Source organism: Corynebacterium sp. H113 (genome assembly GCF_037572315.1).
GTDB lineage: Bacteria > Actinomycetota > Actinomycetes > Mycobacteriales > Mycobacteriaceae > Corynebacterium.
Window position 1 is genome coordinate 220,520 of record NZ_JBBHKZ010000002.1, and the last position, 22,294, is coordinate 242,813.

20 protein-coding genes are annotated in these 22,294 nt (G+C 56.3%); 16 read left to right on the forward strand and 4 right to left on the reverse strand.

Translation table 11 applies throughout. The features are described 5' to 3' along the window. Positions 1-8: 8 nt before the first annotated feature. Together WG938_RS02260 and WG938_RS02265 are read right to left on the reverse strand one after the other, a co-directional pair. Positions 9-1,697 (reverse strand): ABC transporter permease, encoded by a 1,689-nt coding sequence (locus WG938_RS02260; RefSeq protein WP_339977114.1) that lies wholly within the window; start codon positions 1,695-1,697, stop codon positions 9-11. A 3-nt stretch (positions 1,698-1,700) separates the two neighbouring features. Then, positions 1,701-2,582 carry an ABC transporter ATP-binding protein gene (locus tag WG938_RS02265; protein WP_339977116.1) on the reverse strand — a complete coding sequence of 294 codons (882 nt, stop codon included), beginning with the start codon at positions 2,580-2,582 and terminating at the stop codon, positions 1,701-1,703. Between the two features lie 110 nt (positions 2,583-2,692). Between WG938_RS02265 and alr the strand changes: the two genes are divergently transcribed. The 10 genes from alr to groL all read left to right on the forward strand — a co-directional run bounded on the left by alr (position 2,693) and on the right by groL (position 12,656). After that, positions 2,693-3,931 (forward strand): alanine racemase, encoded by a 1,239-nt coding sequence (alr, locus tag WG938_RS02270; protein ID WP_339977117.1) that lies wholly within the window; start codon positions 2,693-2,695, stop codon positions 3,929-3,931. 39 nt (positions 3,932-3,970) lie between these two features. Further along, entirely contained in the window at positions 3,971-4,498 is a 528-nt protein-coding gene (gene tsaE, locus WG938_RS02275; RefSeq protein WP_445292876.1) for a tRNA (adenosine(37)-N6)-threonylcarbamoyltransferase complex ATPase subunit type 1 TsaE, read from the forward strand. Positions 4,499-4,508: 10 nt separating this feature from the next. Continuing rightward, positions 4,509-5,267, forward strand: coding sequence for a tRNA (adenosine(37)-N6)-threonylcarbamoyltransferase complex dimerization subunit type 1 TsaB (tsaB, locus tag WG938_RS02280; RefSeq protein WP_339977119.1), 759 nt, complete (start codon positions 4,509-4,511; stop codon positions 5,265-5,267). A 35-nt stretch (positions 5,268-5,302) separates the two neighbouring features. Further along, a complete protein-coding gene (gene rimI, locus WG938_RS02285; protein ID WP_339977121.1) occupies positions 5,303-5,821 on the forward strand; it encodes a ribosomal protein S18-alanine N-acetyltransferase in 519 nt (172 codons plus the stop codon). A gap of 160 nt (positions 5,822-5,981) precedes the next feature. Continuing rightward, positions 5,982-7,718, forward strand: coding sequence for a pyruvate dehydrogenase (locus tag WG938_RS02290; RefSeq protein WP_339977123.1), 1,737 nt, complete (start codon positions 5,982-5,984; stop codon positions 7,716-7,718). Positions 7,719-7,840: 122 nt separating this feature from the next. Then, positions 7,841-8,269, forward strand: coding sequence for a hypothetical protein (locus WG938_RS02295; RefSeq protein WP_339977125.1), 429 nt, complete (start codon positions 7,841-7,843; stop codon positions 8,267-8,269). A 45-nt stretch (positions 8,270-8,314) separates the two neighbouring features. Next, positions 8,315-9,472 carry a tRNA (adenosine(37)-N6)-threonylcarbamoyltransferase complex transferase subunit TsaD gene (gene tsaD, locus WG938_RS02300; protein WP_339977127.1) on the forward strand — a complete coding sequence of 386 codons (1,158 nt, stop codon included), beginning with the start codon at positions 8,315-8,317 and terminating at the stop codon, positions 9,470-9,472. Beyond that, positions 9,472-10,476 carry a hypothetical protein gene (locus WG938_RS02305; protein ID WP_339977129.1) on the forward strand — a complete coding sequence of 335 codons (1,005 nt, stop codon included), beginning with the start codon at positions 9,472-9,474 and terminating at the stop codon, positions 10,474-10,476. The genes tsaD and WG938_RS02305 overlap by 1 nt, the downstream gene beginning before the upstream one ends. Positions 10,477-10,733: 257 nt before the next feature. Next, positions 10,734-11,033 (forward strand): co-chaperone GroES, encoded by a 300-nt coding sequence (gene groES, locus WG938_RS02310; protein WP_339977131.1) that lies wholly within the window; start codon positions 10,734-10,736, stop codon positions 11,031-11,033. 18 nt (positions 11,034-11,051) lie between these two features. Further along, a complete protein-coding gene (gene groL, locus WG938_RS02315; RefSeq protein WP_339977133.1) occupies positions 11,052-12,656 on the forward strand; it encodes a chaperonin GroEL in 1,605 nt (534 codons plus the stop codon). Positions 12,657-12,876: 220 nt separating this feature from the next. On the opposite strand, the gene WG938_RS02320 is transcribed toward groL, so the two are convergent. Further along, positions 12,877-13,185, reverse strand: coding sequence for a WhiB family transcriptional regulator (locus WG938_RS02320; protein ID WP_339977135.1), 309 nt, complete (start codon positions 13,183-13,185; stop codon positions 12,877-12,879). Between the two features lie 623 nt (positions 13,186-13,808). Here WG938_RS02320 and WG938_RS02325 point away from each other — a divergent pair. Together WG938_RS02325 and WG938_RS02330 are read left to right on the forward strand one after the other, a co-directional pair. Next, on the forward strand, positions 13,809-14,408 hold the full coding sequence (locus WG938_RS02325) for a sigma-70 family RNA polymerase sigma factor (RefSeq protein ID WP_339977137.1): 600 nt from the start codon (positions 13,809-13,811) through the stop codon (positions 14,406-14,408). Positions 14,409-14,426: 18 nt separating this feature from the next. Beyond that, the gene (locus WG938_RS02330) at positions 14,427-15,296 is read left to right on the forward strand and encodes a hypothetical protein (protein WP_339977139.1); all 870 of its coding nucleotides are present in this window, start codon (positions 14,427-14,429) and stop codon (positions 15,294-15,296) included. Positions 15,297-15,364: 68 nt separating this feature from the next. Here the strand turns inward: WG938_RS02330 and WG938_RS02335 are convergent, their stop codons facing one another. After that, a complete protein-coding gene (locus WG938_RS02335) occupies positions 15,365-15,727 on the reverse strand; it encodes a DUF5319 domain-containing protein (RefSeq protein ID WP_339978744.1) in 363 nt (120 codons plus the stop codon). 137 nt (positions 15,728-15,864) lie between these two features. On the opposite strand from WG938_RS02335, the gene guaB reads away from it, so the two are divergent. From guaB to guaA, 4 genes are all read left to right on the forward strand, one after another. Beyond that, positions 15,865-17,394, forward strand: a complete 1,530-nt coding sequence (gene guaB / locus WG938_RS02340) for an IMP dehydrogenase (protein ID WP_339977141.1) — start codon at positions 15,865-15,867, stop codon at positions 17,392-17,394. Positions 17,395-17,409: 15 nt separating this feature from the next. Continuing rightward, on the forward strand, positions 17,410-18,576 hold the full coding sequence (locus WG938_RS02345) for a GuaB3 family IMP dehydrogenase-related protein (protein ID WP_339977143.1): 1,167 nt from the start codon (positions 17,410-17,412) through the stop codon (positions 18,574-18,576). 197 nt (positions 18,577-18,773) lie between these two features. Then, on the forward strand, positions 18,774-20,555 hold the full coding sequence (locus WG938_RS02350) for a GMC family oxidoreductase (RefSeq protein ID WP_339977145.1): 1,782 nt from the start codon (positions 18,774-18,776) through the stop codon (positions 20,553-20,555). Between the two features lie 89 nt (positions 20,556-20,644). After that, positions 20,645-22,219 carry a glutamine-hydrolyzing GMP synthase gene (gene guaA / locus WG938_RS02355; RefSeq protein WP_339978747.1) on the forward strand — a complete coding sequence of 525 codons (1,575 nt, stop codon included), beginning with the start codon at positions 20,645-20,647 and terminating at the stop codon, positions 22,217-22,219. Positions 22,220-22,294 lie beyond the last annotated feature (75 nt).

Sequence of the window (22,294 nt, forward strand, 5' to 3'; positions counted from 1 at the left end):
TTTGGCTTCTAGCCAGCGAGTACGTCTCGCTTGCCGACGAAAGCCATTGATACAGCGATACAGACAACACCAATCGCAACTAACACGAGGGTTCCGGTGAGGTCCCACGTAGCACCAGCTGCCGCGCCGTGAAGTGCTTCGATGCCCGCTTCATGGGCGTTGGCCGCTTTGCCTGACGTGTTCGTGTCAAAGAGTACTTGCGGGTTATGTGCGAATGCGGAAGTCTCCAGCATCCAGTTCGGAAGCTCGAAGAGCCCGCCGAAGAAGGAGATAAAGCCCGAGTAGGCCACGGGGATCCAGGCTAGCCAAGCCATCTTTGGGACCACTGCAATAGCAAACAACGCGAATGCTGACAGGGCGAAAATTGCTGGGAGCAGGCCAACAATAGCCCAGAAGGCTTCATCGCCGATTCCTGGCACATCCAACGTGGAAGTGTATGCGCCAACGGCACCCGCTATGACTGTTGCCAGGGAAATGCCAAGAAAACCGATTGCCCAACTGATAAGAAATGGCTTTTTCCTGGTTGATCCTGCAGCCAATTCATGGGCCAGGATTCCGCTTGCTTCGGAACTGTGAACGGACATGGTCACCTGCACAGCCGCGCATGCCAATAGAATGCCAAGCCACATTCCCATCATGTCGAGGAACATGAACGCCATCATGTTGTCGAGCACATCGGCACCGATCATTTTGCTGATCAGTTCCTTCGTCGCCGGTGATGAGTCCAACATGCCGACCATTTCGCCGGTCATCGCTAGCAAAAGACCGTTGAACACAACGATGGAAATTCCCCACCACAGCAGGGTGGCGCGCTCCAGCCGGAAACGAAGCCCGATAGGGCCGAACCCCCGGTCGCGCGATACCGAATGAGCTTCCCGACGACTTACGCCAGTAAAGGTGACAGCGGAGGCACCGAGGTCTCGTCGTGAAGCAAAAACAAATGCCAACGCAAGCAGCGCAACGAGTGCAATGAACAAGAACCCGGCGGGCCAGAAGCGGTTGGTGGAGTAGGGCCCCATCACATCACGCCAGCCGAAGGGGCTGAACCAGCGGAGCCACGGGATGAAGCGCACATCAGCCCATGCTCGGACGAGGTACGAGAGGGCCATAACGCCGAGAGACAAGCTGCGGGCGGTGCGGGCAGAATCATTGAATTGCGAAAACACCAGGGCAATGGCGCCGAAAGTGGACGTCGAAAGTGCGGTGACGATTCCTAGAACTATGGATCCCTTGATGGAGATGCCGTCGATAAAGGCTCCATTGATCATCATCACTGCGGCGACACCGGCTCCCAATGTGAGGCAGGTGCCGAGGAGCACAATCGTCGCTGCAGCGAGTGGCTGTAGTCGGTGGAAGCCTGATGCAGCAATCAACTCTGCGGTGCCATCTTCTTCGCTGGCGCGGGTGAGTCGTACTGCAAGCATCACGGACATCACACCACCAAGGATGAGCAACCACTGACCCATTTCCCATTGCGAAAGCGCTCCGAAAGAAATGGGATCGGGGACGCTTCCGTAGAAAGCGTTCATGCTGGGGTTTGATGTCATATCGCGAAGCAGAGACTCAATGTCTTCGATATTCGGATACGCGCCTTTGTACGCACCCGGAATCATGGCCATCATGCCGATGAGCGACAGCAACCAGATCAAAAGGAAGCTGCGCCTAGTGCGCACGAACAAGCGGAGGAGGGAGCCCATGACTTAACCCTCCACTGCTTCAGTCACATGGTCGGTACCGGCGTAGTGCGCCATGAAAATGTCTCCGAGTCCAGCATCTGCGACGGTGAGGTCCATTGCGCCGTCATCTAACAGCCGTTGCAACGTCTCTGGGACGTCCTGCTTGTCGACGAACTCGTCGTAAAGCGTCCCATCACGGAGGGTGGCGGTGACCTTGGAGCCACGCAAGTGGGCTAGTTCGCGAAGTGGACCTGATTCGACGAGGCGACCATCACGGATGATGGTGATGTCGTCGGCGAGACCTTGAACTTCGCTGAGAATATGGCTGGACAGCAATACGGAAGTACCAGTGGATACCCGTTCGCGGATGCAGTCGGCGAATTCGCGTTCCATGAGTGGGTCAAGTCCGGATGTCGGTTCATCGAGGATAAGAACATCGGCGTCGGCGGCAAGAGCGGCGACCAACATGACTTTTTGCCGATTTCCCTTGGAGTAGGAACGGACCTTCTTTGTAGGGTCGAGGCGGAAGCGTTCAATGAGCTCAGCGCGCCGGGCGGGATCGTCACCACCGTGGCGGTCGCGGAGTCTTGCCAACGTGTCAATTGCTTCCATGCCTGTGAGCTGAGGCCATAGGGCAACGTCACCGGGGACGTACGCTACTCGCCGTGTTGCTGAGGCTGGATCGCTCACAGGATCGTGGCCCAGCACATCGATGGTGCCACTGTCTGGTCGCAACATGCCGAGAATTGCGCGAATCGTTGTGGATTTACCTGCCCCGTTCGGCCCCAAAAAGCCATGAACAGTGCCCTCACGGACTGATAGATCCAGGTCATCGACGGCAACGGTGGTATGTCGACCACTGCCGAATGTCTTTACTAAGTTCCGGACGGTGATTGCAGCGTTCATACCTCCGATTATCCTCTTCGTCTAGCGAAGGTGGGCTGGGTAAATAGTGAGTTACAACTAGTTTCCGGGTGTTTCAACGGCATCGGGTGGGCAAGTGGCAGAATGAACCCATGGCTTCGAGCAGTACACCTACAACCCATTTGCTTTCTCAGATCGTTGATACCGATGCGGTGGCTCATAACGTTCGCGTGATCAAGGAAGCAGCTGGGGTGTCTCAGCTGATGGCGGTCGTGAAGGCAGATGGCTATGCACAGGGCGCCAACAAAGTTGCCCGCGCGGCTCTTGGTGGTGGGGCAACGCAGTTGGGCGTTGCCACGTTGCAGGAGGCTCTTGACCTCCGTGATTCACTCGAACTTCGCGACGATAACCAGGTCGCCACCGCCGAAAATGACAGAGAACTAGCGATGGCATTGGTTCCTCGTGAGGTGCCGATTTTGGCGTGGTTGTGGCACCCTGATGAATCCCTCGAAGTGGAAGCTGCTGTTGCCTCGAGGATCCAGCTTGGTATTCCGTCATTGGCTCATGCGAAGGCTGCGGCCGATGCGGGGTTGGCGGTAAATATCTGCCCGAAGGTCACCTTGATGGTGGATACCGGTTTGAATCGCTCTGGCATTTCGATGGCCAACGGTGACTTTGAAAAGTTTCTGCCTGCATTGGTAGAGATGCACCGTCGTCGCGAAATCATGATCACGGGAGTGTTTACTCATTTTGCGTGTGCTGATGAACCGGATCACCCAAGCATCGACATGCAGGCAGATCGGTTCCGGCAGAGTCAGGAGATGCTCGCCGATGCCGGCGTGCCAAAGCAGGTTAATCACGCTGCGAATTCACCGGCGGCACTGACTCGTCCAGATCTGGCTTTCGACATGGTTCGTCCTGGCCTTGCTGTGTATGGTCTGGAGCCTATTCCAGGTCAGGATCATGGTTTGAAGCCAGTGATGCGCTGGGAAGCTAAGGTGCTGCTGGTCAAGGACATTCCTGCTGGAGAATCAGTGTCGTACGGGCAGCTGTGGACCGCGGAGCGCGATTCCACTATTGCCGTCATTCCGTGTGGCTACGCGGATGGGATGCCGCGCGCAACGTCGGGCAAGTTCGAGGTGGCAATTAACGGAAAGCGATACAAGCAAGTCGGTCGCGTGTGCATGGATCAGTTTGTCATCGAGCTGGGCCCAGCTTCAGGTGTGACCGCCGGCGACACAGCTGTCATCGTTGGTGGCGGAGATAGCGCCACTTTCGACAATGAACCCACCGCAGATGAACTCGCAGAGGCTGCTGGCACTATTAACTATGAGATTCTGACTGCTCCGAAGGGGCGCACGGTTCGGAGCTACCGCGGGCAGTGGGCATAGCGAGCCTACTCGGCTTCACGGATTTGTGGGAGGACACCAATGACTTCTGACTCAGTCGTAGCGGAAGATTCTTTTCCGGAATCAGGCGCACATCAAGCGCCAACGGCCGAGGATATGCGCGACTTCGGTGAGCAACTAGGCAAGACTCTGCGAGCGGGTGATTTGGTCATCCTTGACGGCCCGCTCGGTGCTGGCAAGACAACGCTGACCCAAGGTATCGCCCGGGGTATGCAGGTGCGTGGTCGAGTTACGTCGCCAACATTCACTATCGCTCGTGAACATCGTCCGCTTCCAGGCAGCATTTCTGGGTGTCCACTTATTCACGTCGATGCGTACCGTTTGTTCGGTGAAGAAGGTCCGTCGGAGTCGTCGGAAAGTTCAATGAGCGCGCTTGATGCGCTGGATTCGTTGGACCTGGACACCGATTTGGAAAGTTGTGTTGTCGTCGCGGAATGGGGAGCGGGGCTCGCGGAACAGCTCGCGGATTCGTACCTTCTGGTGAGCATCGATCGCAGCGCGGAGGACGATTCCCGCGCCATTTCTTGGCGACGAATCGTCACAGGGTAACGTTGCTTTCATGCTGGTTTTAGCTGTCGATACGTCAACACCACAGGTCACCGCAGGCGTGGTGAAGTACGCAGACGATGCGTACGAAACGCTGGCGTTTGAAGGGCATGTGGATGCGCGTGCTCACAACGAGGTACTCACGCCACTGCTCTTGGAGTGTCTTCAGACCGCCGGGTTGACCTCAGCAGATCTCGATGCCGTTGTAGTCGGAGTGGGGCCGGGGCCATTTACTGGCTTGCGAGTAGGCATGGCAACAGCAGCATCTTTTGCTGCGGCTCTGGATATTCCTTGTCACGGTGTCTGCAGTTTGGATGCTGTAGTTCGGTCACACGATCTGGCTGGTGCCAGCGATGACGAAGTCGCAGATGCCCCTGGACTGCGGTTGGCTGTGACTGACGCGCGTCGTCGCGAAGTGTATGCAGCAGCGTATCGAGATACCGATCGTGTGTGGGGTCCAGACGTCGCGAAGGCTGCGGAGGTGCTCGCGAAAGTGACCGCAGCGGTGCCAGACGGCGTAGTCGGGGCAGTGATTGGCAGCGAAAAGCATTGTGCGGAAGTGGCTGCGGGAGCGCCGGGCGGACAGGAATCGTCGGGCATGATCTCTGTGCACGCGCAATACCCAACTCCAGCCGGACTGGTTGCGGCGGCGGATTTGTCGGCGACTCCAGAGGCGCTTGTGCCCATGTACTTGCGACGTCCTGACGCAACGCCACCAAAGCCAAAGCCTAAGTCTGCGGCAATCCCAGATATCGACCTGTCTGCTTTGTAGCTGACAGTGCAATACGTGGCAGGTGCGAACAACTCATGAATTCAGTCGACGACATCCTGGCGAGGGCAACGCTTGGTCGGCTCGCACCGGGCGCAGCCCCCGCGTGCGCTGCTTTGGAAGCTGAGCTTTTTGCGGGCGACGACCCATGGCCGGAATCGGCTTTTGTGGCTGAGCTTTCCGCTCCGAACAATCTGTATCTGGGGATCATTTCCCGCTCGGATGCTGGTGAACGCATGCTGGCCTATGGGGGAGTCACCCAGCTGGGGCCCGTCGATACGCCTGAGTATGAGATTCATACCATTGGGGTGGACCCAGCTTTTCGACGTCGTGGTCTTGCGCGAAAGATCATGGATGCGCTGATGGGAGCCGTTGACAGCAATCCCGGAGCGGTGTTCCTGGAAGTTCGTACGGACAATGAACCGGCGATCGAGATGTACAAGGCGTATGGCTTCGAGATGATGGGCCTTCGCAAGCGCTATTACCCACAGACTGGGGCCGACGCGTATACGATGTGCCGACCTGCGGCTGACTCGGGCACGGCGGACACTGCCTGAGAACCAGGTAGGAGTTCGTTGGGAATCTATCGTCTCCCGTTGCGGACATGGCAACAGCCGAGAACAATTGGGGGCAGGTTAACCGCAGACACTTGTGTGGAGACCCTGCCGACTCAGTGCTACCTGCGGATGACCTTTCAACGGAAAGGAGCTTCATCGCATGGCAAAGACATACGCACAGCAACTCGTAGAAACTCTCGAACGGCAAGGCGTACAGCGAATTTTCGGACTTGTGGGAGACAGCTTGAATCCCATTGTCGATGCCGTGCGACAGTCTGACATTGAGTGGATTCACGTCCGCAATGAAGAAGCCGCAGCATTTGCAGCCGGAGCCGAGTCGGAGCTCACGGGAAAGTTGGCGGTCTGCGCTGCATCGTGCGGTCCAGGCAATACACATTTGATCCAGGGGCTTTACGACGCTCACCGCAACGGCGCAAAAGTCCTTGCCATCGCCAGCCATATTCCGTCAAGGCAGATTGGTTCGTCATACTTTCAGGAAACGCACCCGGAGCAGATATTCGCAGAGTGCTCCGGCTATTGCGAGATGGTGAATTCTGCCGAGCAGGGCGGTCCTGTGCTGCATCACGCGATTCAGTCAACGATGGCCGGCAACGGGGTGTCAGTGCTGGTTCTGCCGGGTGATATTTCAACGCAAGACGTTGTCGACGATTCATTTGTGACCTCGGCTATTGCCTCCGGTCGGCCAACGCTGGTTCCGGATTCTGCAGAGGTAGCGGCGCTCGCGGAAGCTATCAATCAGGCAAAGTCTGTCACGTTGTTTTGTGGTGCTGGAGTTCGAAACGCACGCACAGAGGTGCTGCAGTTGGCCGAGAAGATTAAGTCTCCAATTGGCCATGCGTTGGGTGGAAAAATGTATATCCAATACGACAATCCTTACGACGTAGGAATGTCCGGGCTGCTCGGCTATGGTGCGTGCCACGATGCCTCGAATGATGCGGACTTGCTGATTCTCCTTGGCACTGACTTTCCGTACAACGACTTCCTGCCCGAAACCAATGTCGCGCAGGTTGATATCAATGGGGCTGCCATCGGCCGTCGAACGACTGTGAAATACCCCGTAGTTGGTGATGTCGGTGCGACCATCGAGGCACTCTTGCCACTCATCGAGGAAAAGACCAACCGCTCGTTCCTGGATAAGCAGTTGAAACAGCACGCGAAGCTTCTGGACCACGTGGTTGAGGCGTACACCAGCAACGTCGAGAAGATGACACCGATCCACCCGGAGTATGTCGCAGACATTATCGACGAACTCGCTGCTGACGATGCCGTATTCACAGTCGATACTGGTATGTGCAATGTGTGGGCAGCGCGTTACGTCACTCCCAATGGCAAGCGAGAGCAGTTGGGTTCTTTCCGCCACGGCACGATGGCCAATGCGTTGCCTCAGGCTATTGGCGCACAGGCGGCGGATCGAGAGCGACAGGTCATCAGTTTCTCGGGCGATGGCGGACTGTCGATGCTGATGGGCGAGCTACTTACAGTGAAGCTCCATGGTCTCCCTGTAAAGACCGTGGTGTTTAACAACTCGTCGTTAGGCATGGTCAAGCTGGAGATGCTGGTGCAGGGAATGCCGGATCATGAGACTGATCATGAACACGTCAATTTCGCAGACATCGCAGCGGCAGTGGGTATCCATCATGTGCGTATTGAGGATCCTGCAATGGCGAGGGAGCAGCTTGCCGGGGCACTCGCTTTTGATGGACCTGTGCTCATCGACATTGTGACGGATCCGAATGCACTGTCTATTCCGTCGAATATCACATGGGAAATGCTGATGGGATTCTCCCGGGCAGCGACCCGTACAGTCTTCGGAGGCGGGGTAGGCAACATGGTGGAAATGGCACGGGCAAATCTGCGGAATGTTCCAAAGCCGTAAGTCCAGTTTCTTAGGGATGCCTAAATGGTCAAGATGCGAGGGGGTCGGATGTGCGATAGGAGTTAAGGGCATAATTCCTGTTTCAACCTGCATCGCAGGTTCGCCAGAAAGGCACCACTGATATGACTACCGGCTTTCTCGTCTACCCAGATTTGACCCATCACAAGATTGATTTTGAATTGGATCATGCCGCTCAGTTTCTCGGTGGTGTCGTAGATGGCCGTGTTTCGGTCGCTTTCCAGGAAGATGGTTCGACCTACGCTGCCCTGTACAACTCGGCTGCGAAGGACAATGGTGCTGAGCCAAACCCAGTCGCTTCTCTTGGGCGCAATGAGGCGGCTACCGGAAACTCTGCCTTCTTCCAGGACCCAACCACCGCTATCTGTGGTCCAGTCATTTTCGTAGACGCAGAAGGCGAAGACATTTCCGACGAGGAAATCGAGCGCGTCAAGAACGGTATGCGTGCTGTTCGCCACTACCAGGATGATTACCCAGAGGAGTTCGCTCTGTGGCGTGGCGCCGTTAAGAACTTGGGTCGTCTGGAGATTTAAAAGCTGCGTACTAGCGCTGTGACCGGCGCTAGTACTATCAGGTTCATGGTTGAATCCGTAGTCCCTGCTGTCTCGTCATCATCGGCGCACGTTCGTACTCTGCTTTCCATTGAAAGTTCATGCGATGAAACTGGTGCTGCCATCATGCGTGTGACCTGGGATCCGGAGTTGGAGTCTCACGAGGATGGGTCGTCGTCACGCCCACTCGTGGAAACCCTCGCCGATGTGGTCGCGTCCTCCATGGAAGAGCACGCGCGCTTCGGTGGAGTGGTGCCGGAAATTGCTTCTCGTGCGCATCTGGAAGCGTTGCAGCCTGTGGTGTCCGAAGCTTTACGACGGGCCGCGCAGGAACTCAATATTCCGGAGTCAGAGAAATTCATTCCTGATGCAGTCGCTGCCACGGTCGGACCGGGACTCGCAGGAGCTTTGCTCGTCGGTTCCGCAGGCGCGAAGGCATATGCAGCGGCATGGGGAGTGCCTTTTTACGGTGTGAATCACTTGGGCGGGCACGTTGCCATTGGCGCTGTCGACGGGGCGGAACTGGAAAACGCGATTGCTCTACTTGTGTCGGGTGGGCACACTCAGTTGCTGCACGTACGCGGGGTTGGCCAACCCATGGTCGAGTTGGGATCGACGTTGGACGATGCTGCTGGCGAGGCCTACGACAAGGTATCGCGACTGTTGGGGCTGGGGTATCCGGGCGGTCCAATCATTGACAAGCTGGCGAAGACTGGCGACAAGAAGGCGATTCAGTTTCCTCGTGGCATGATGCGTCAGCAAGATGCACGCCATGATTTTTCGTTCTCTGGGCTGAAAACTGCTGTCGCGCGGTATGTGGAAAAGGCTGAGCGTGAAGGCGAAACCATCGATATCCCGGATGTGTGCGCATCTTTCCAAGAAGCAGTGTGCGATGTGTTGACGAAGAAGGCTGTTCGTGCAGCACAGGACGTTGGTGCGACAACACTACTACTCGGTGGCGGGGTGGCAGCAAACTCTCGGTTACGTGAGCTTGCTGCAGCTCGATGTGCCTCAGCTGGGATTACTCTTCATGTGCCACCGGCCCGGTTATGCACTGACAACGGTGTCATGATCGGTGCCATTGCCAGTTATCTCATCGCTGCAGGGGCACAGCCGTCCGGTTATGGTTGTCCAACAGATCCGTCGATGCCAGTTGAAGAACCAATCGTTCAGGAGCCTGCATAGTGAGTAACAGTCGTTGGGGCGTTCCAGAAGGACAACAGCCTGACCAGAATCCTTGGCGGCAGCCCGCGGATCAACCCGCCACTGGTCAATCACCATATGGTGTACAGCCACCTCCAGGTTCCGATTCTTCGCAGCACGGATCAGGGGCAAAGAAGCTACTCGTCGTCATCATTTCCTTACTGGCAGTTGCACTATTCGGAATCGCAGCCGCGCTGTACTTCATGAAGGACGAACCAGTCGATGTCCGTTCGGATTTCGCTGTTGGTGGGACGACGACGTCGTCAAGTAAGCCAGTGGCGCCGAAGGCAGCGGACGAGACGTCAACAACTACGACGGAGACATCGACAAAGACTTCGGCCAGCAAGACCGGAGGCGACGCAGCGGGAAACAAGGGCGAAAGGTGCGCAGAAGGCAACTTTTCCCGGTGGATTCCCAACAACATCGTTGTGATGTATTGCGACGGGGAATGGGCGGAAGTAGGGAAGGCTCGATCTGACCACATCGTCCGCCTGAAGTGGGAAGACGGTGACTGGGCTTCGTACCAGCCAGATGGCGAAACGATGTCCGGTTTCCCATGTTTCGATGAATACCGAGTCGACAGCGATGGAATGCCGTCAGGGATGCGCGGTGACATCCCACTGTGCGAGGACTCAACGCAGGCACCGTCGTCGACGGGACTGATCACATCAGTCGATACTGAATTCGGAACTCGCTCAGCGGAAAGCCAGGCATGCGATGGCAGTTATGTCCTTATTACCGCGTCAGTATTTGACGATGCGAATGCCAAAGCCAATCTTTCAAAGGAACTCAGCAAGGACAGCGACCTGGTGTACAGCTATCCAGGGGAGTGCTCGTCGTTCCGTAAAGAAATTAATGGAACCATGATCTATCCGGTGTACTTCCATTTCGGTAGCGACCGTGACGCGATGTGCGCAGCTAAGTCCACCTGGGGTGGGAACGGACGTACGTTGAACAGCAATGGGGATCTCTCTGATCCTTGTTAGCATGCGGGTGCTGCGTGCCAGCACTCTCTGTGCTTAACGACGTATATGCGCCATGAAACAGTGTCATTCACCTTGGCATTGTCGCAGGAAGCCCTAGGAAAGAGATGCTTGTCACTCGTTTATGTTGAGTGTTAGCACTCATGTGGGTAGAGTGCTAAAGCAGGTTGTTTGACACACAGTTGTTCACCCGCGACGACGGCTGTGCAGGAAATCCAACCGGCACAAGAACATCACTGGCATGTATGGAGGAATTCATCGTGGCTAACGTCAACATTAAGCCGCTCGAGGACCGCGTTCTCGTTCAGATCAACGAAGCAGAGACCACCACTGCTTCCGGTCTGGTTATCCCAGACTCTGCAAAGGAAAAGCCACAGGAAGCAACTGTAGTTGCAGTCGGTCCAGGTCGCTGGGCTGACGACGACGATCGCATTCCAATGGACGTCAAGGAGGGTGACGTTGTCATCTTCTCCAAGTACGGCGGAACCGAGCTGAAGTACCAGGGCGAAGAGTTCCTGCTGCTTTCCCAGCGCGACATCCTGGCTGTAATCGAAAAGTAAAACGCGAGGCGGACGTATATGCCAAAGCTCATTGCATTTAACGAAGAGGCACGCGAAGGCCTCAAGCGTGGCGTAGACACGCTCGCCGACGCAGTCAAGGTCACGCTCGGCCCTAAGGGGCGAAACGTTGTCCTGGATAAAGCATTCGGCGGACCATTGGTCACCAACGACGGTGTCACCATTGCACGTGACATTGACGTCGAGGATCCTTTCGAGGACCTTGGCGCTCAGCTGGTTAAGTCGGTTGCCGTAAAGACGAACGACATTGCTGGTGACGGCACCACCACCGCAACGCTGCTGGCGCAGTCCCTCGTTCACGAAGGACTCCGCAACGTTGCTGCAGGTGCTAATCCAGTTGCCCTCAACCGTGGCATTGCTGCTGCAGCAGAAAAGACTGTCGAGCTGCTGAAGGCTAACGCCACCCCAGTTGCTGACTCGGCAGCGATTGCACAGGTTGCCACAGTGTCCTCGCGTGACACCGAAATCGGCGACCTGGTTGCTGGTGCAATGGAGAAGGTTGGTAAGGACGGCGTTGTTTCCGTAGAGGAATCGCAGTCCATGTCTACCGAACTCCTGGTCACTGAAGGTATTTCCTTCAACAAGGGCTACCTGTCGCCATACTTCATTACTGACGTCGATGCACAGCAGGCTGTTCTCGAAGACGCTCAGGTACTTCTGGTCAACGAGAAGATCTCGTCGCTGCCGGACTTCCTGCCGCTGCTGGAAAAGATCGCTCAGACGAACAAGCCAACTCTGATTATGGCTGAGGACATCGAAGGCGAAGCGTTGTCTGCGTTGGTAATCAACGCTATGCGCAAGACCCTGAAGGTCGCAGCAGTCAAGAGCCCTTACTTTGGCGATCGTCGTAAGGCGTTCGTTGAGGACTTGGCAGTTGTTACGGGCGGTACTGTCGTAACGGCGGATACCGGCATGCAGCTGAAGGACGTCGGACTTGAGGTACTGGGATCTGCTCGTCGCATCACCTTGACGAAGGACGAAACGGTCATCGTCGATGGTGCTGGCACCGCAGAGGCAGTTGAAGAGCGCCGTGCTCAGATTCGTGCAGAGATTGAGCGCACCGACTCTGAGTGGGATCGCGAGAAGCTGGAAGAGCGCTTGGCGAAGCTCTCTGGTGGTGTCGCAGTCATCAAGGTTGGCGCAGCTACCGAGACTGAAGTCAACGAGCGCAAGCTCCGCGTTGAGGACGCAATCAACGCAGCGCGTGCGGCAGTCCAGGAAGGCGTTATCGCCGGTGGCGGTTCCGTCCTGGTTCAGATTGCGAAGCAGCTGGAGACCTACGCCAACGAGTTCGTCGGCGACGAAGCAACCGGTGTTCGTGCGGTCTCACACGCACTGAAGCGTCCTGCATACTGGATCGCTGACAATGCCGGCCTCGACGGCGCAGTTGTCGTACACCACATCTCTGAAATGGAGAATGGTCATGGCTACAACGCTGCGACCGATGTGTACGAAGACCTCATCGCAGCTGGTGTCATTGACCCAGTCAAGGTCACGCACTCCGCAGTGGTAAACGCAACCTCCGTTGCTCGTATGCTGCTCACCACTGAAGTGTCGGTCGTCGATAAGCCAGAAGGCTACGGCGAAGATGAACACAACCACTAGTGCATTCGTCACGTTGAACTAAGGACGGCGTGACGACGACTCTGGGGTGTTATCTCAGACGGACACAAAACAACCCGATGCCTCGTACAAGAGGGCATCGGGTTTGTTGCTCTTACACCACCTGTGCTCAGTTGCGCACCGAGCAGGGCCTAAAGCTCTCAATCAATACCGGGTGAACACCGCCAACGATGGGTGGCGTGGTGATGGCGAACCAGGGGAGTTAGGACTTAACCAAAACCTTCTGACGACGACGTGGACGATTACGCAGAATCTCGCCGCGCTCCGACTCGCTCATTCCGCCCCAAATTCCGTATGGCTCGCCAACCTGCAACGCGTGCGCACGGCATGGCTCCAAAACTGGGCAGTTTTGGCAGATGGCCTTTGCTCGGAGTTCACGCATGGTGCGAGCACGGCCACGTTCACCTTCTGGGTGGAAGAACACTGCTGAATCCTCGCCACGGCAGGAGCCGTGCAGCTGCCAATCCCACAGGTCGGCATTTGGGCCAGGAAGGTGATCGATGTAGGTCATCGGTTTTTAGACTCCTAATACAAGACTGCATCATGCATCTGCGCACAAATTGGCTGGCTTGGCAGGACAGGTGAATGTCGTGCCACATCTCAACCACGAGGACAGTGTGGAGTGTGTCTGTGAACGATTGGTTAACTGGAAGCGACGCAGAAGCAGATTCGGGACGCAATCCCAGAGAACTTTAAGAAAAGCCTTCAACGGCCTTCGAATCTTAGGTGGATCTGGCTGAACGCAGTGTCTTTTTATCGATCGCGTTGAGAGTCTGGGTGGGGAAAATTCGTTCCGTGTCAATTCACTGCGACCATTCTCTAACTTGATGTCTGGATGAGAAATGGTGTTACGCATTCACTTGTGGGCAATTCTGCTAGGTACTGTGCGCTGCAGATTTCTTGGAAATTGAGGTGTTACATGAAATTCGTATGAGTTACGCCATAAATGCCCCGCAAAAGTACGCTTTTTCGATGCTACAGGTGTTGGAAACGCAACGTATTCGATATTCTTTCAAGTACACAGGGAATGAACAGAACAGTTTCTCTCAATGCACAGTTGAGTGTGGAGCGAATGTGCAGCTAATGGGCGACAATCCAATGCGTAGGCACTCTGGAAAACAGGATGGAACTCATATGATCAACGAAGTCGAGCTACAAGATCTCGTAGCTCAGGCGGTTGGTGGCGACCGGAAGGCATTGCGTGCAATTTTGTCCGCAATCCATCCAGCAGTTGTTCGCTATTGCAGGCTTCGGATGGGTAATGAGCGATCTGTCTCTCCAGAAGATGTCGCCCAGGAGGTGCTGCTTGCAGTGGCCCGGGCGTTGCCTCGATATGTGGATCATGGTCGACCATTCATGGCGTTCGTGTACGGAGTAGCTTCGCATAAGGTCGCAGACGCACACCGTGCGAATATGCGCGATCTCTCTCAGCCCGAGATGGATCTTCCTGATCGTCCTTTTGAGGGCGAAGGGCCCGAGAGCATCACCCTCGATCATGATTCTTGTAACGAAGTTGGACTTCTGCTCGATAGACTCAGTGAGAAAGCTCGCAACATTATTGTTCTTCGAGTCTTCGAAGGTCTGTCAGCAGAGGAAACGGCGGACAGGTTGGGGATGACTCCTGGAGCAGTCAGAGTTGCTCAACACAGGGCGCTGACCCGTCTTCGCGGCTTGGTTGAGCAAGCAGCTGTAGGCTCTCGTGAGTATCGAAGCGCAGGCGATGTTGCGCTGTAAGTAAGAGGAGAAGATCAAATGCTGGACAGGGAGTTTGGCGACGCCGGTCGTATGCCAGATTTTCGGGAGATTGCAGCAGATGATCAATTTCTCACCGAAATCAGCAACAACAACAGTGATGCTTCTGGCGCTGGTGCATTCGGCACTGATGCGCATCTTGCCGAGCTGTTCACCGATGCTCGAGGTCAGTTGAACGATCTCAACATTGATCACTCGACTATCGACGACATCATGGCGCAGCTTGACGCGGAAGAGGGAGTATCCGCGACGGAGCCTCCACGTCTAAAACAGACCGCCGAGCCTAGTGACGACACTGTTGTAATGGGGCCAGCGAGCTGGTGGAAACCATCCCGTATTAGTAGTGCTGTCCTGGGTGCAGCAGCTTCGATGGCTATTTTCGCCGGTGGATTTGGCGCTATTCAAGCAGCCGAACCGGATAGTGCGCTGTGGGGAGTACGCGTTGCACTATTCGGAGAAAAGACGGCATCTGTCGAATTGGCTTCGATGTTGGACGAGATCGATGCAGCGTCATCCTCTGGAGACACCCAACGCGCTGAGGAACTACTTTCTCAGGCCGAAGACTTGATGAACCAAGTCGGTGACGCGGAACGCTCCCTTTTGGAAGAACGGTTGCGTGAATCTACCGAAAATGTAGCGGAAGGAACCATCGCTACCGAAACCATTATCCAGGAACGCACAGTCGAGAACCCCGGCCAGCCGGTGACAGTCATTATTACGGAAACTGTTGTCGAAAGAGAAACTGCAACGTATGTGCAGACTGAAACAGTGACGAAGCCTGCAAGCGAGAACTCGTCGTCAAGTTTGGAGTCCGAGACGCCGAAACCGTCAACGGAAGCGGACTCGGGAAGTGCGGAGCCTCGGCCATAATGATGCTCAGCGCTACTGCATGAAGCAGTAGCGCTGAATCAGTCGCGCGAAACGGTAACGGAGCGAAATCAGAAGAATCGGCGCGAGCGACGGCCATCAACGAAGCCGGCGCAGTACTCCCATGGCGCGTACTTGTTGGGATCCGGATTGAACTCAGGTTCGTGCACTGGCGAAGCTTGGCCAGCAAGCAACATGAGATAGTGTCCTTCGAGGGCGTCCCAGGTGTAGTAGTGCATTTCGTTGCAGTCTTCGCACATCATGCACACGCCACTGAGCCCTTCCGGCTCCAAGGCAGCGCGGAATTCGCGCACCGCAGAGAGGTCCTGGCGAACCTCTTGGCGTTCCTTGTTTGATAGTGGCTCAAACGGCTCATCCGGCTCCAGCAAACTTGCTGGATCGTTCGGGTCATTCTCAAATGGGTCCCGAGGCATTTGCGACCAAATTTCACGACTCACAGCTCCTACCGTAGTCCGCAGAGGGGGCAACTACATAGAATCGCCCGATTAGGATTACTCTGGAGGAAAGATCCGGCTTTTGAAGTGGCGTGAACCAGGAGGATTTCACATTCATGACGAACCCAACAGGTATTAGCCTTGGCGGCGACGACGCAGGAAAAATCCCGCTCATCGGGCTTACTTTCGACGACGTCTTGCTGCTGCCAGACGCCTCTGATGTCATCCCATCCGGCGTCGATACCTCCACCCAGCTGACGCGCGAAATCCGACTGAACACCCCAATCGTCTCCGCGGCAATGGACACTGTGACCGAAGCACGTATGGCAGTGGCCATGGCGCGTCAGGGCGGTATGGGCATTCTGCACCGCAACCTGTCTATCGAGGAACAGGCTCAGCAGGTTGAGATCGTGAAGCGCTCTGAGGCAGGCATGGTTACAAACCCGGTAACCTGCTCTCCTGAGGACACGATCGCGGACGTTGATGCCAAGTGTGCGCGTTTCCGCATTTCTGGCCTCCCTGTCGTCGATAAGGACGGCAAACTGGTGGGTATCTGCACCAATCGTGACATGCGCTTCGAAGCTGATCCGAACCGCAAGGTTTCGGAGATTATGACGCCAATGCCACTTGTTGTCGCAGAGCAAGGTGTATCCGCTGACGCTGCACTGAACTTGCTGCGCACCCACAAGGTAGAGAAGCTGCCAATCGTGGATGGCGAGGGCAAGCTCACTGGTCTGATCACTGTGAAAGACTTCGTTAAGAAGGATCAGTTCCCTAACGCTTCCAAGGATGGCTCCGGCCGTCTGCTCGTTGGTGCTGGCATTGGCACCGGCGAAGATTCATGGAACCGCGCCACTGCGCTTGTAGAAGCCGGTGTAGACGTTCTTGTCGTTGATACTGCGCACGCTCACAACACTGGTGTGCTTGAGATGGTGTCTCGCGTGAAGAAGGAGTTCGGCGATCGCGCACAGATCGTTGGCGGTAACCTCGCAACACGTGCTGCCGCGCAGGCAATGATCGACGCTGGTGCTGACGCTATCAAGGTTGGCATCGGCCCAGGCTCCATTTGCACCACTCGTGTGGTTGCTGGTGTCGGCGCTCCTCAGATCACTGCCATCATGGAGGCTGCTGTTCCTGCAAAGAAGGCCGGAGTGCCAATCATCGCCGACGGCGGCATGCAGTTCTCCGGTGACATTGCCAAGGCATTGGCTGCTGGCGCATCATCCGTCATGCTTGGCTCCCTGCTAGCTGGTACCGCAGAAGCTCCAGGTGAGACCGTTGTTGTTAACGGCAAGCAGTACAAGATGTACCGCGGTATGGGCTCCCTTGGTGCCATGCAGGGTCGTGGACTTACTGGCGAGAAGCGTTCGTACTCGAAGGACCGCTACTTCCAGGCAGACGTGCGTAGCGAAGAGAAGCTTGTTCCAGAAGGTATCGAAGGTCGCGTACCTTTCCGCGGCAACATCGACTCGATTCTGCACCAGCTTGTCGGCGGACTTCGTGCCGCAATGGGTTACACCGGATCGCCAACCGTTGAAGATCTGCACAATGCTCAGTTTGTTCAGATCACCGCAGCTGGTCTGCGTGAGTCGCATCCTCACGATATTCAGATGACGGTTGAAGCTCCGAACTACTACCAGCGATAGGAAGTCAGTTACACAATGCGTGAAGTAATCGAATTTGGTTCTGGTCGGCAGGCTCGTCGTTCGTGGGGGCTTGCTGACATCGGCATCGTTCCTGCTCGCCGCGCACGTTCCTCGAAGGACGTCGACGTGACGTGGAAGATCGATGCGTACGAGTTCGATTTTCCATTGGTAGCTCATCCAACAGACGCCACCATGTCGCCGGAAACGGTCATCGAGTTCGGCAAGCAGGGTGGCCTCGGCGTATTGAATGCAGAGGGGCTGTGGGCTCGCCATGCTGAGCCTGAAGAAGCAATCGCCTCAGTTGTGGAAGCTGCTGAAGCTGCACTGGCTAAGGGACAGTACCCAGCGCCAGCTGCGAACAAGGCGTTGCAGGAGCTGCACAAGGCACCAATCGTCCCAGAATTGCTTGCAGAGCGTATCGGCCAGATCCGCGAGTCGGGCGTGACCACTGCCGCTCGAGTTAGCCCTCAGCGCGCACGCGAACTGACTCCGCTGTTGGTCAAGGCTGGCGTTGAGCTGCTTATTATCCAGGGCACCCTGGTTAGCGCTGACTATGTTGAAGGCTCCGGTGAGGCGCTGAACATGGGTTCGTTTATTTCTGAGCTTGATGTGCCTGTCATTGTTGGTGGCGTGCTGGACTACAGCACTGCACTGCACTTGATGCGTACTGGCGCAGCCGGTGTCATCGTTGGTGCAGGCCCTGCGAACATGCAGTCTGCTTACGGCATCGATGTGGGGTTGGCTACTGCTGTCGCTGACGTTGCTGCTGCTCGTCGCGACTACCTCGACGAAACCGGTGGCCGTTACGTCCACATCATCGCTGATGGTGGCGACGAAATTGAAACTGCCGGAGATATTGTTCGTGCCATTGCTTGTGGCGCAGATGCAGTCGCACTCGGTTCCACCTTGGCTACGGCGAAGGAAGCACCTGGTAAGGGTTGGTTCTGGCCTTCATCGGCGGCGCACCCGAAGTACCCACGAGGTGCTGTGACCAACGAGCGCAGCGTTGCTGGTTTTGACGACGAAGATACAGCCCCAACACTTCAGGAGCTCCTCTTCGGACCATCCTCCAATTCTTTCGGTGTGCTGAACATGGTCGGCGGTCTGACTCGCGCCATGGCTAAGTGCGGCTACACCACGGTCAAGTCCTTCCAGCGTGTCGAACTGACTACTCGAGGCTAGGCTCCCTACAGCTTTTTACTTACGACAAGGCACTTTTCACCCACTCATCCCTGTGTTTGACGATGATCGCCTCCCCGCAGCGTCGTCAAGTGCAAAGGGGAAGTGCGGGCGAAAAGTGTCTTTTGTCATGAGTGGATATAGAAAGATGCGCAAATTCGCCCTGAAAGTCGGAGTTCCGCATTAACGTTGAGTGAAATGTGACTGCGGGGAAGGTGGCAGCGGTGAAAAAGGCTAATCGCGATTTTGACGTGCTGATTGTCGGATCTGGCTTCGGCGGATCGGTGTCAGCTCTACGGCTCACTGAAAAAGGCTACCGAGTTGGGGTAGTGGAAGCTGGCCGTCGGTTTGAAGATGAGGACTTCGCAAAGACGAGCTGGCGCCTGCATAAGTACTTGTGGGCACCGAAGCTGGGACTATTTGGTGTGCAGCGAGTACACCTGTTGAAGGATGTCATGATCCTCGCAGGCGCTGGTGTTGGCGGTGGTTCGCTGAATTACGCGAACACGTTGTACAAGCCGGAGTCGAAGTACTTTCAGCATCGGCAGTGGGCGCACATTACGGACTGGGAAGAAGAGCTGGACGCGCACTATGACCAAGCGCAGCGAATGCTCGGCGTGGTGAAGAACCCGTCGGAAACTCCAGCCGATACCTTGATGCGCTCTGTCGCAGAAGACATGGGTGTCGGACACACGTTCCGAACCACTCCAGTGGGAGTCTTCTTCGGTAACAAGACCGGCGGCGAGGGTGCGCCTGGCGAAACTGTCTCTGACCCGTATTTTGGTGGTGCCGGCCCCGAGCGCACTGCATGTATCGAATGTGGCGAGTGCATGACGGGGTGTCGTCATAATGCAAAGAACACCCTGATGAAGAACTACCTGTACCTTGCCGAAAAGGCAGGTGCGAAGGTTATCGACCGGACCACAGTGACGGAGTTGCACCCACAGGCTGATGGCTCGTGGCAGGTAGTCGTCGAAAAGACTGGTGCGTGGGTGTCGAAGAAGCGGCGCACGCTAACGGCGGACCGAGTAGTGCTCGCGGCCGGTGCGTGGGGAACGCAAAATTTGCTGCATCGCCAGAAGGCTGCAGGGTTCCTGCCACTGATGTCAGAGCAGCTGGGCAAACTCACCCGAACAAACTCCGAGGCGATTCTCGGTGCAATGGGATCGCGGGTTGATCCAGACAATGACTATTCGGAAGGTGTCGCGATTACGTCATCGTTCTTCCCAGACGAGGACACTCACATTGAACCGGTTCGCTATGGCAAAGGCTCGAACGCTATTGCGCTGCTGCAGATGGTGATGACTGACGGCGATGGCAAAACGCCACGGTTGTTCAAAGCCATCGGCATCGCTCTACGTAATCCGTCATGGATTCCTCGACTGTACTGGCTGCGGAAGTGGTCGCAGCGCACCGTCATTTCGCTGGTCATGCAGAACCGCGACAACTCCATTTCGACGTACCTGAAGTCGATTGGGCCACTGCAGGTTCTGCTGAGCAAGCAGGGTGAGGGCGAACCTAACCCATCCTGGATCCCGGCAGGAAACGAAGCTACTCGACGAGCTGCCAAGAAGATGAATGACGCCAACAACGGTTTGACCATTGCTGGCGGCACCATCGGTGAGCTCTTCAATATTCCACTGACAGCGCACTTCATTGGTGGTGCACCAATTTCGGACTCTCCAGAAACCGGTGTGGTTGACCCGTACTTGCGCGTCTGGGGTTACCCGACGTTGTCCATCCACGACGGCACCGCGATGGCGGCGAACCCAGGTGTGAATCCGTCCTTGTCCATCGTTGCGAACGCTGAGCGTGCGACCGCACTGTGGCCGAACAAGGATGGCGCGGAGCAGCGACCGTCGCAAAGCGAAGAGTACCGACGACTGGATCCGATCCCGCCAGTTTCGCCAGTCGTACCAGAGGGTGCCGCCGGTGAGCTGCGAACGACGGTTGCTCTGGGCGTGCCGACGGTGGGCAAGTAATTGGCAAGTAGAGGGGAAGTAGCTGAATGTCGTTGTGACGTTTAGGGAAGTCCACTCGGATTGATATGCTGGGAATCGTGGCTGAACAGGTGAATGGACAGGTAAATAAGCCCGTTCTCGTTGTGGATTTCGGAGCGCAGTACGCGCAGCTGATTGCACGTCGAGTTCGTGAGGCAAACATGTACTCCGAGGTGGTTCCGCATACGGCAACCACGGAGGAAATCCGTAAGAAGAACCCGGCGGCGCTGGTGCTGTCGGGTGGTCCGTCAAGTGTGTATGCAGATGGCGCACCAAAGCTGAATTCTGAGTGGCTCGAACTGGGCATTCCTGTGTTCGGTATTTGCTACGGCTTCCAGGCAATGACGAATGCTCTTGGCGGCACAGTGTCCGCGACCGGTGACCGCGAGTACGGTCGCACGCAGCTCGAATTGGCAGCGGATGCGGGTGCAATGCACACCGGCATGCCTGCTACCCACGAGGTGTGGATGAGCCACGGCGATGCTGTGACGCAGGCACCGGAAGGCTTCGTTGTCACTGCGTCATCGAAGGGCGCACCTGTTGCGGCATTCGAGTGTGCTGAGAAGAAAATGGCCGGCGTGCAGTACCACCCTGAGGTCAAGCATTCGCCGTATGGCCAGCAGGCGCTGGTTCGCTTCCTCACCGAGATCGCGGGGTTGGAGCAGAACTGGACTGCTGCGAATATTGCAGAAGAGCTCATTGAGGGCGTGCGGAAGCAGGTCGGCGAGACTGGTCGGGCAATCTGTGGCCTGTCTGGTGGCGTTGATTCGGCAGTAGCGGCAGCACTTGTTCAGCGTGCTATTGGTGACCGTTTGACTTGTGTATTCGTGGATCATGGGCTGCTGCGTCAAGGTGAGCGGGAACAGGTTGAGAAGGACTTCGTTGCTGCAACCGGCGCTCGTTTGATCACTGTCGATGATCGTAAGGTCTTCCTCGACGCACTCGCTGGCATCACTGACCCAGAGACGAAGCGCAAGACCATTGGTCGCGAGTTCATTCGTTCCTTCGAGCGTGCGGTGGCGCAGGCTCTCGATGGTGCTCCTGAAGGCGAGACGGTGGACTTCCTGGTTCAGGGCACCTTGTACCCAGATGTGGTCGAGTCCGGTGGCGGCTCTGGTACCGCAAATATCAAGTCGCACCACAACGTTGGTGGTCTTCCTGACGATGTCGAATTCACTCTCGTCGAGCCTCTCCGTCTGCTGTTTAAGGACGAGGTCCGTGCTGTTGGTCGCGAGCTCGGCTTGCCACCAGAGATCGTGAATCGCCAGCCATTCCCAGGTCCAGGTCTAGGCATTCGCATCATCGGCGCTGTCGATGAGGAGCGCCTGGATACTTTGCGTCGCGCGGATGCGATTGCACGCGAAGAGATGACGGCTGCTGGTCTCGACGAAATTGTGTGGCAGTGCCCGGTTGTTCTGCTTGCCGACGTTCGCTCGGTTGGCGTCCAGGGCGATGGACGTACCTACGGCCACCCAATCGTGTTGCGCCCTGTTACTTCGGAGGACGCAATGACCGCCGACTGGACGCGTATTCCTTACGACGTCCTGGAGCGCATCTCTACCCGTATTACTAACGAGGTTGCCGAGGTTAACCGAGTGGTCTTGGATGTCACCTCCAAGCCACCGGGAACCATTGAGTGGGAGTAGCGCGTTCCTGGCGTTAGCTGCTGAGCACTTATGACCGAGCCAGCAACAAAATTGGGCAATTGTGAGCCTAAATTG

What these genes read in the sequence shown, in the direction of transcription:
- WG938_RS02260 (WP_339977114.1), bottom strand. Translation starts at nt 1,697, where the DNA reads ATGGGCTCCCTCCTCCGCTTGTTCGTGCGCACTAGGCGCAGCTTCCTT.
- WG938_RS02265 (WP_339977116.1), bottom strand. Translation starts at nt 2,582, where the DNA reads ATGAACGCTGCAATCACCGTCCGGAACTTAGTAAAGACATTCGGCAGT.
- alr (WP_339977117.1), top strand. Translation starts at nt 2,693, where the DNA reads ATGGCTTCGAGCAGTACACCTACAACCCATTTGCTTTCTCAGATCGTT.
- tsaE (WP_445292876.1), top strand. Translation starts at nt 3,971, where the DNA reads ATGACTTCTGACTCAGTCGTAGCGGAAGATTCTTTTCCGGAATCAGGC.
- tsaB (WP_339977119.1), top strand. Translation starts at nt 4,509, where the DNA reads ATGCTGGTTTTAGCTGTCGATACGTCAACACCACAGGTCACCGCAGGC.
- rimI (WP_339977121.1), top strand. Translation starts at nt 5,303, where the DNA reads ATGAATTCAGTCGACGACATCCTGGCGAGGGCAACGCTTGGTCGGCTC.
- WG938_RS02290 (WP_339977123.1), top strand. Translation starts at nt 5,982, where the DNA reads ATGGCAAAGACATACGCACAGCAACTCGTAGAAACTCTCGAACGGCAA.
- WG938_RS02295 (WP_339977125.1), top strand. Translation starts at nt 7,841, where the DNA reads ATGACTACCGGCTTTCTCGTCTACCCAGATTTGACCCATCACAAGATT.
- tsaD (WP_339977127.1), top strand. Translation starts at nt 8,315, where the DNA reads ATGGTTGAATCCGTAGTCCCTGCTGTCTCGTCATCATCGGCGCACGTT.
- groL (WP_339977133.1), top strand. Translation starts at nt 11,052, where the DNA reads ATGCCAAAGCTCATTGCATTTAACGAAGAGGCACGCGAAGGCCTCAAG.
- WG938_RS02320 (WP_339977135.1), bottom strand. Translation starts at nt 13,185, where the DNA reads ATGACCTACATCGATCACCTTCCTGGCCCAAATGCCGACCTGTGGGAT.
- WG938_RS02325 (WP_339977137.1), top strand. Translation starts at nt 13,809, where the DNA reads ATGATCAACGAAGTCGAGCTACAAGATCTCGTAGCTCAGGCGGTTGGT.
- WG938_RS02330 (WP_339977139.1), top strand. Translation starts at nt 14,427, where the DNA reads ATGCTGGACAGGGAGTTTGGCGACGCCGGTCGTATGCCAGATTTTCGG.
- WG938_RS02335 (WP_339978744.1), bottom strand. Translation starts at nt 15,727, where the DNA reads ATGCCTCGGGACCCATTTGAGAATGACCCGAACGATCCAGCAAGTTTG.
- guaB (WP_339977141.1), top strand. Translation starts at nt 15,865, where the DNA reads ATGACGAACCCAACAGGTATTAGCCTTGGCGGCGACGACGCAGGAAAA.
- WG938_RS02345 (WP_339977143.1), top strand. Translation starts at nt 17,410, where the DNA reads ATGCGTGAAGTAATCGAATTTGGTTCTGGTCGGCAGGCTCGTCGTTCG.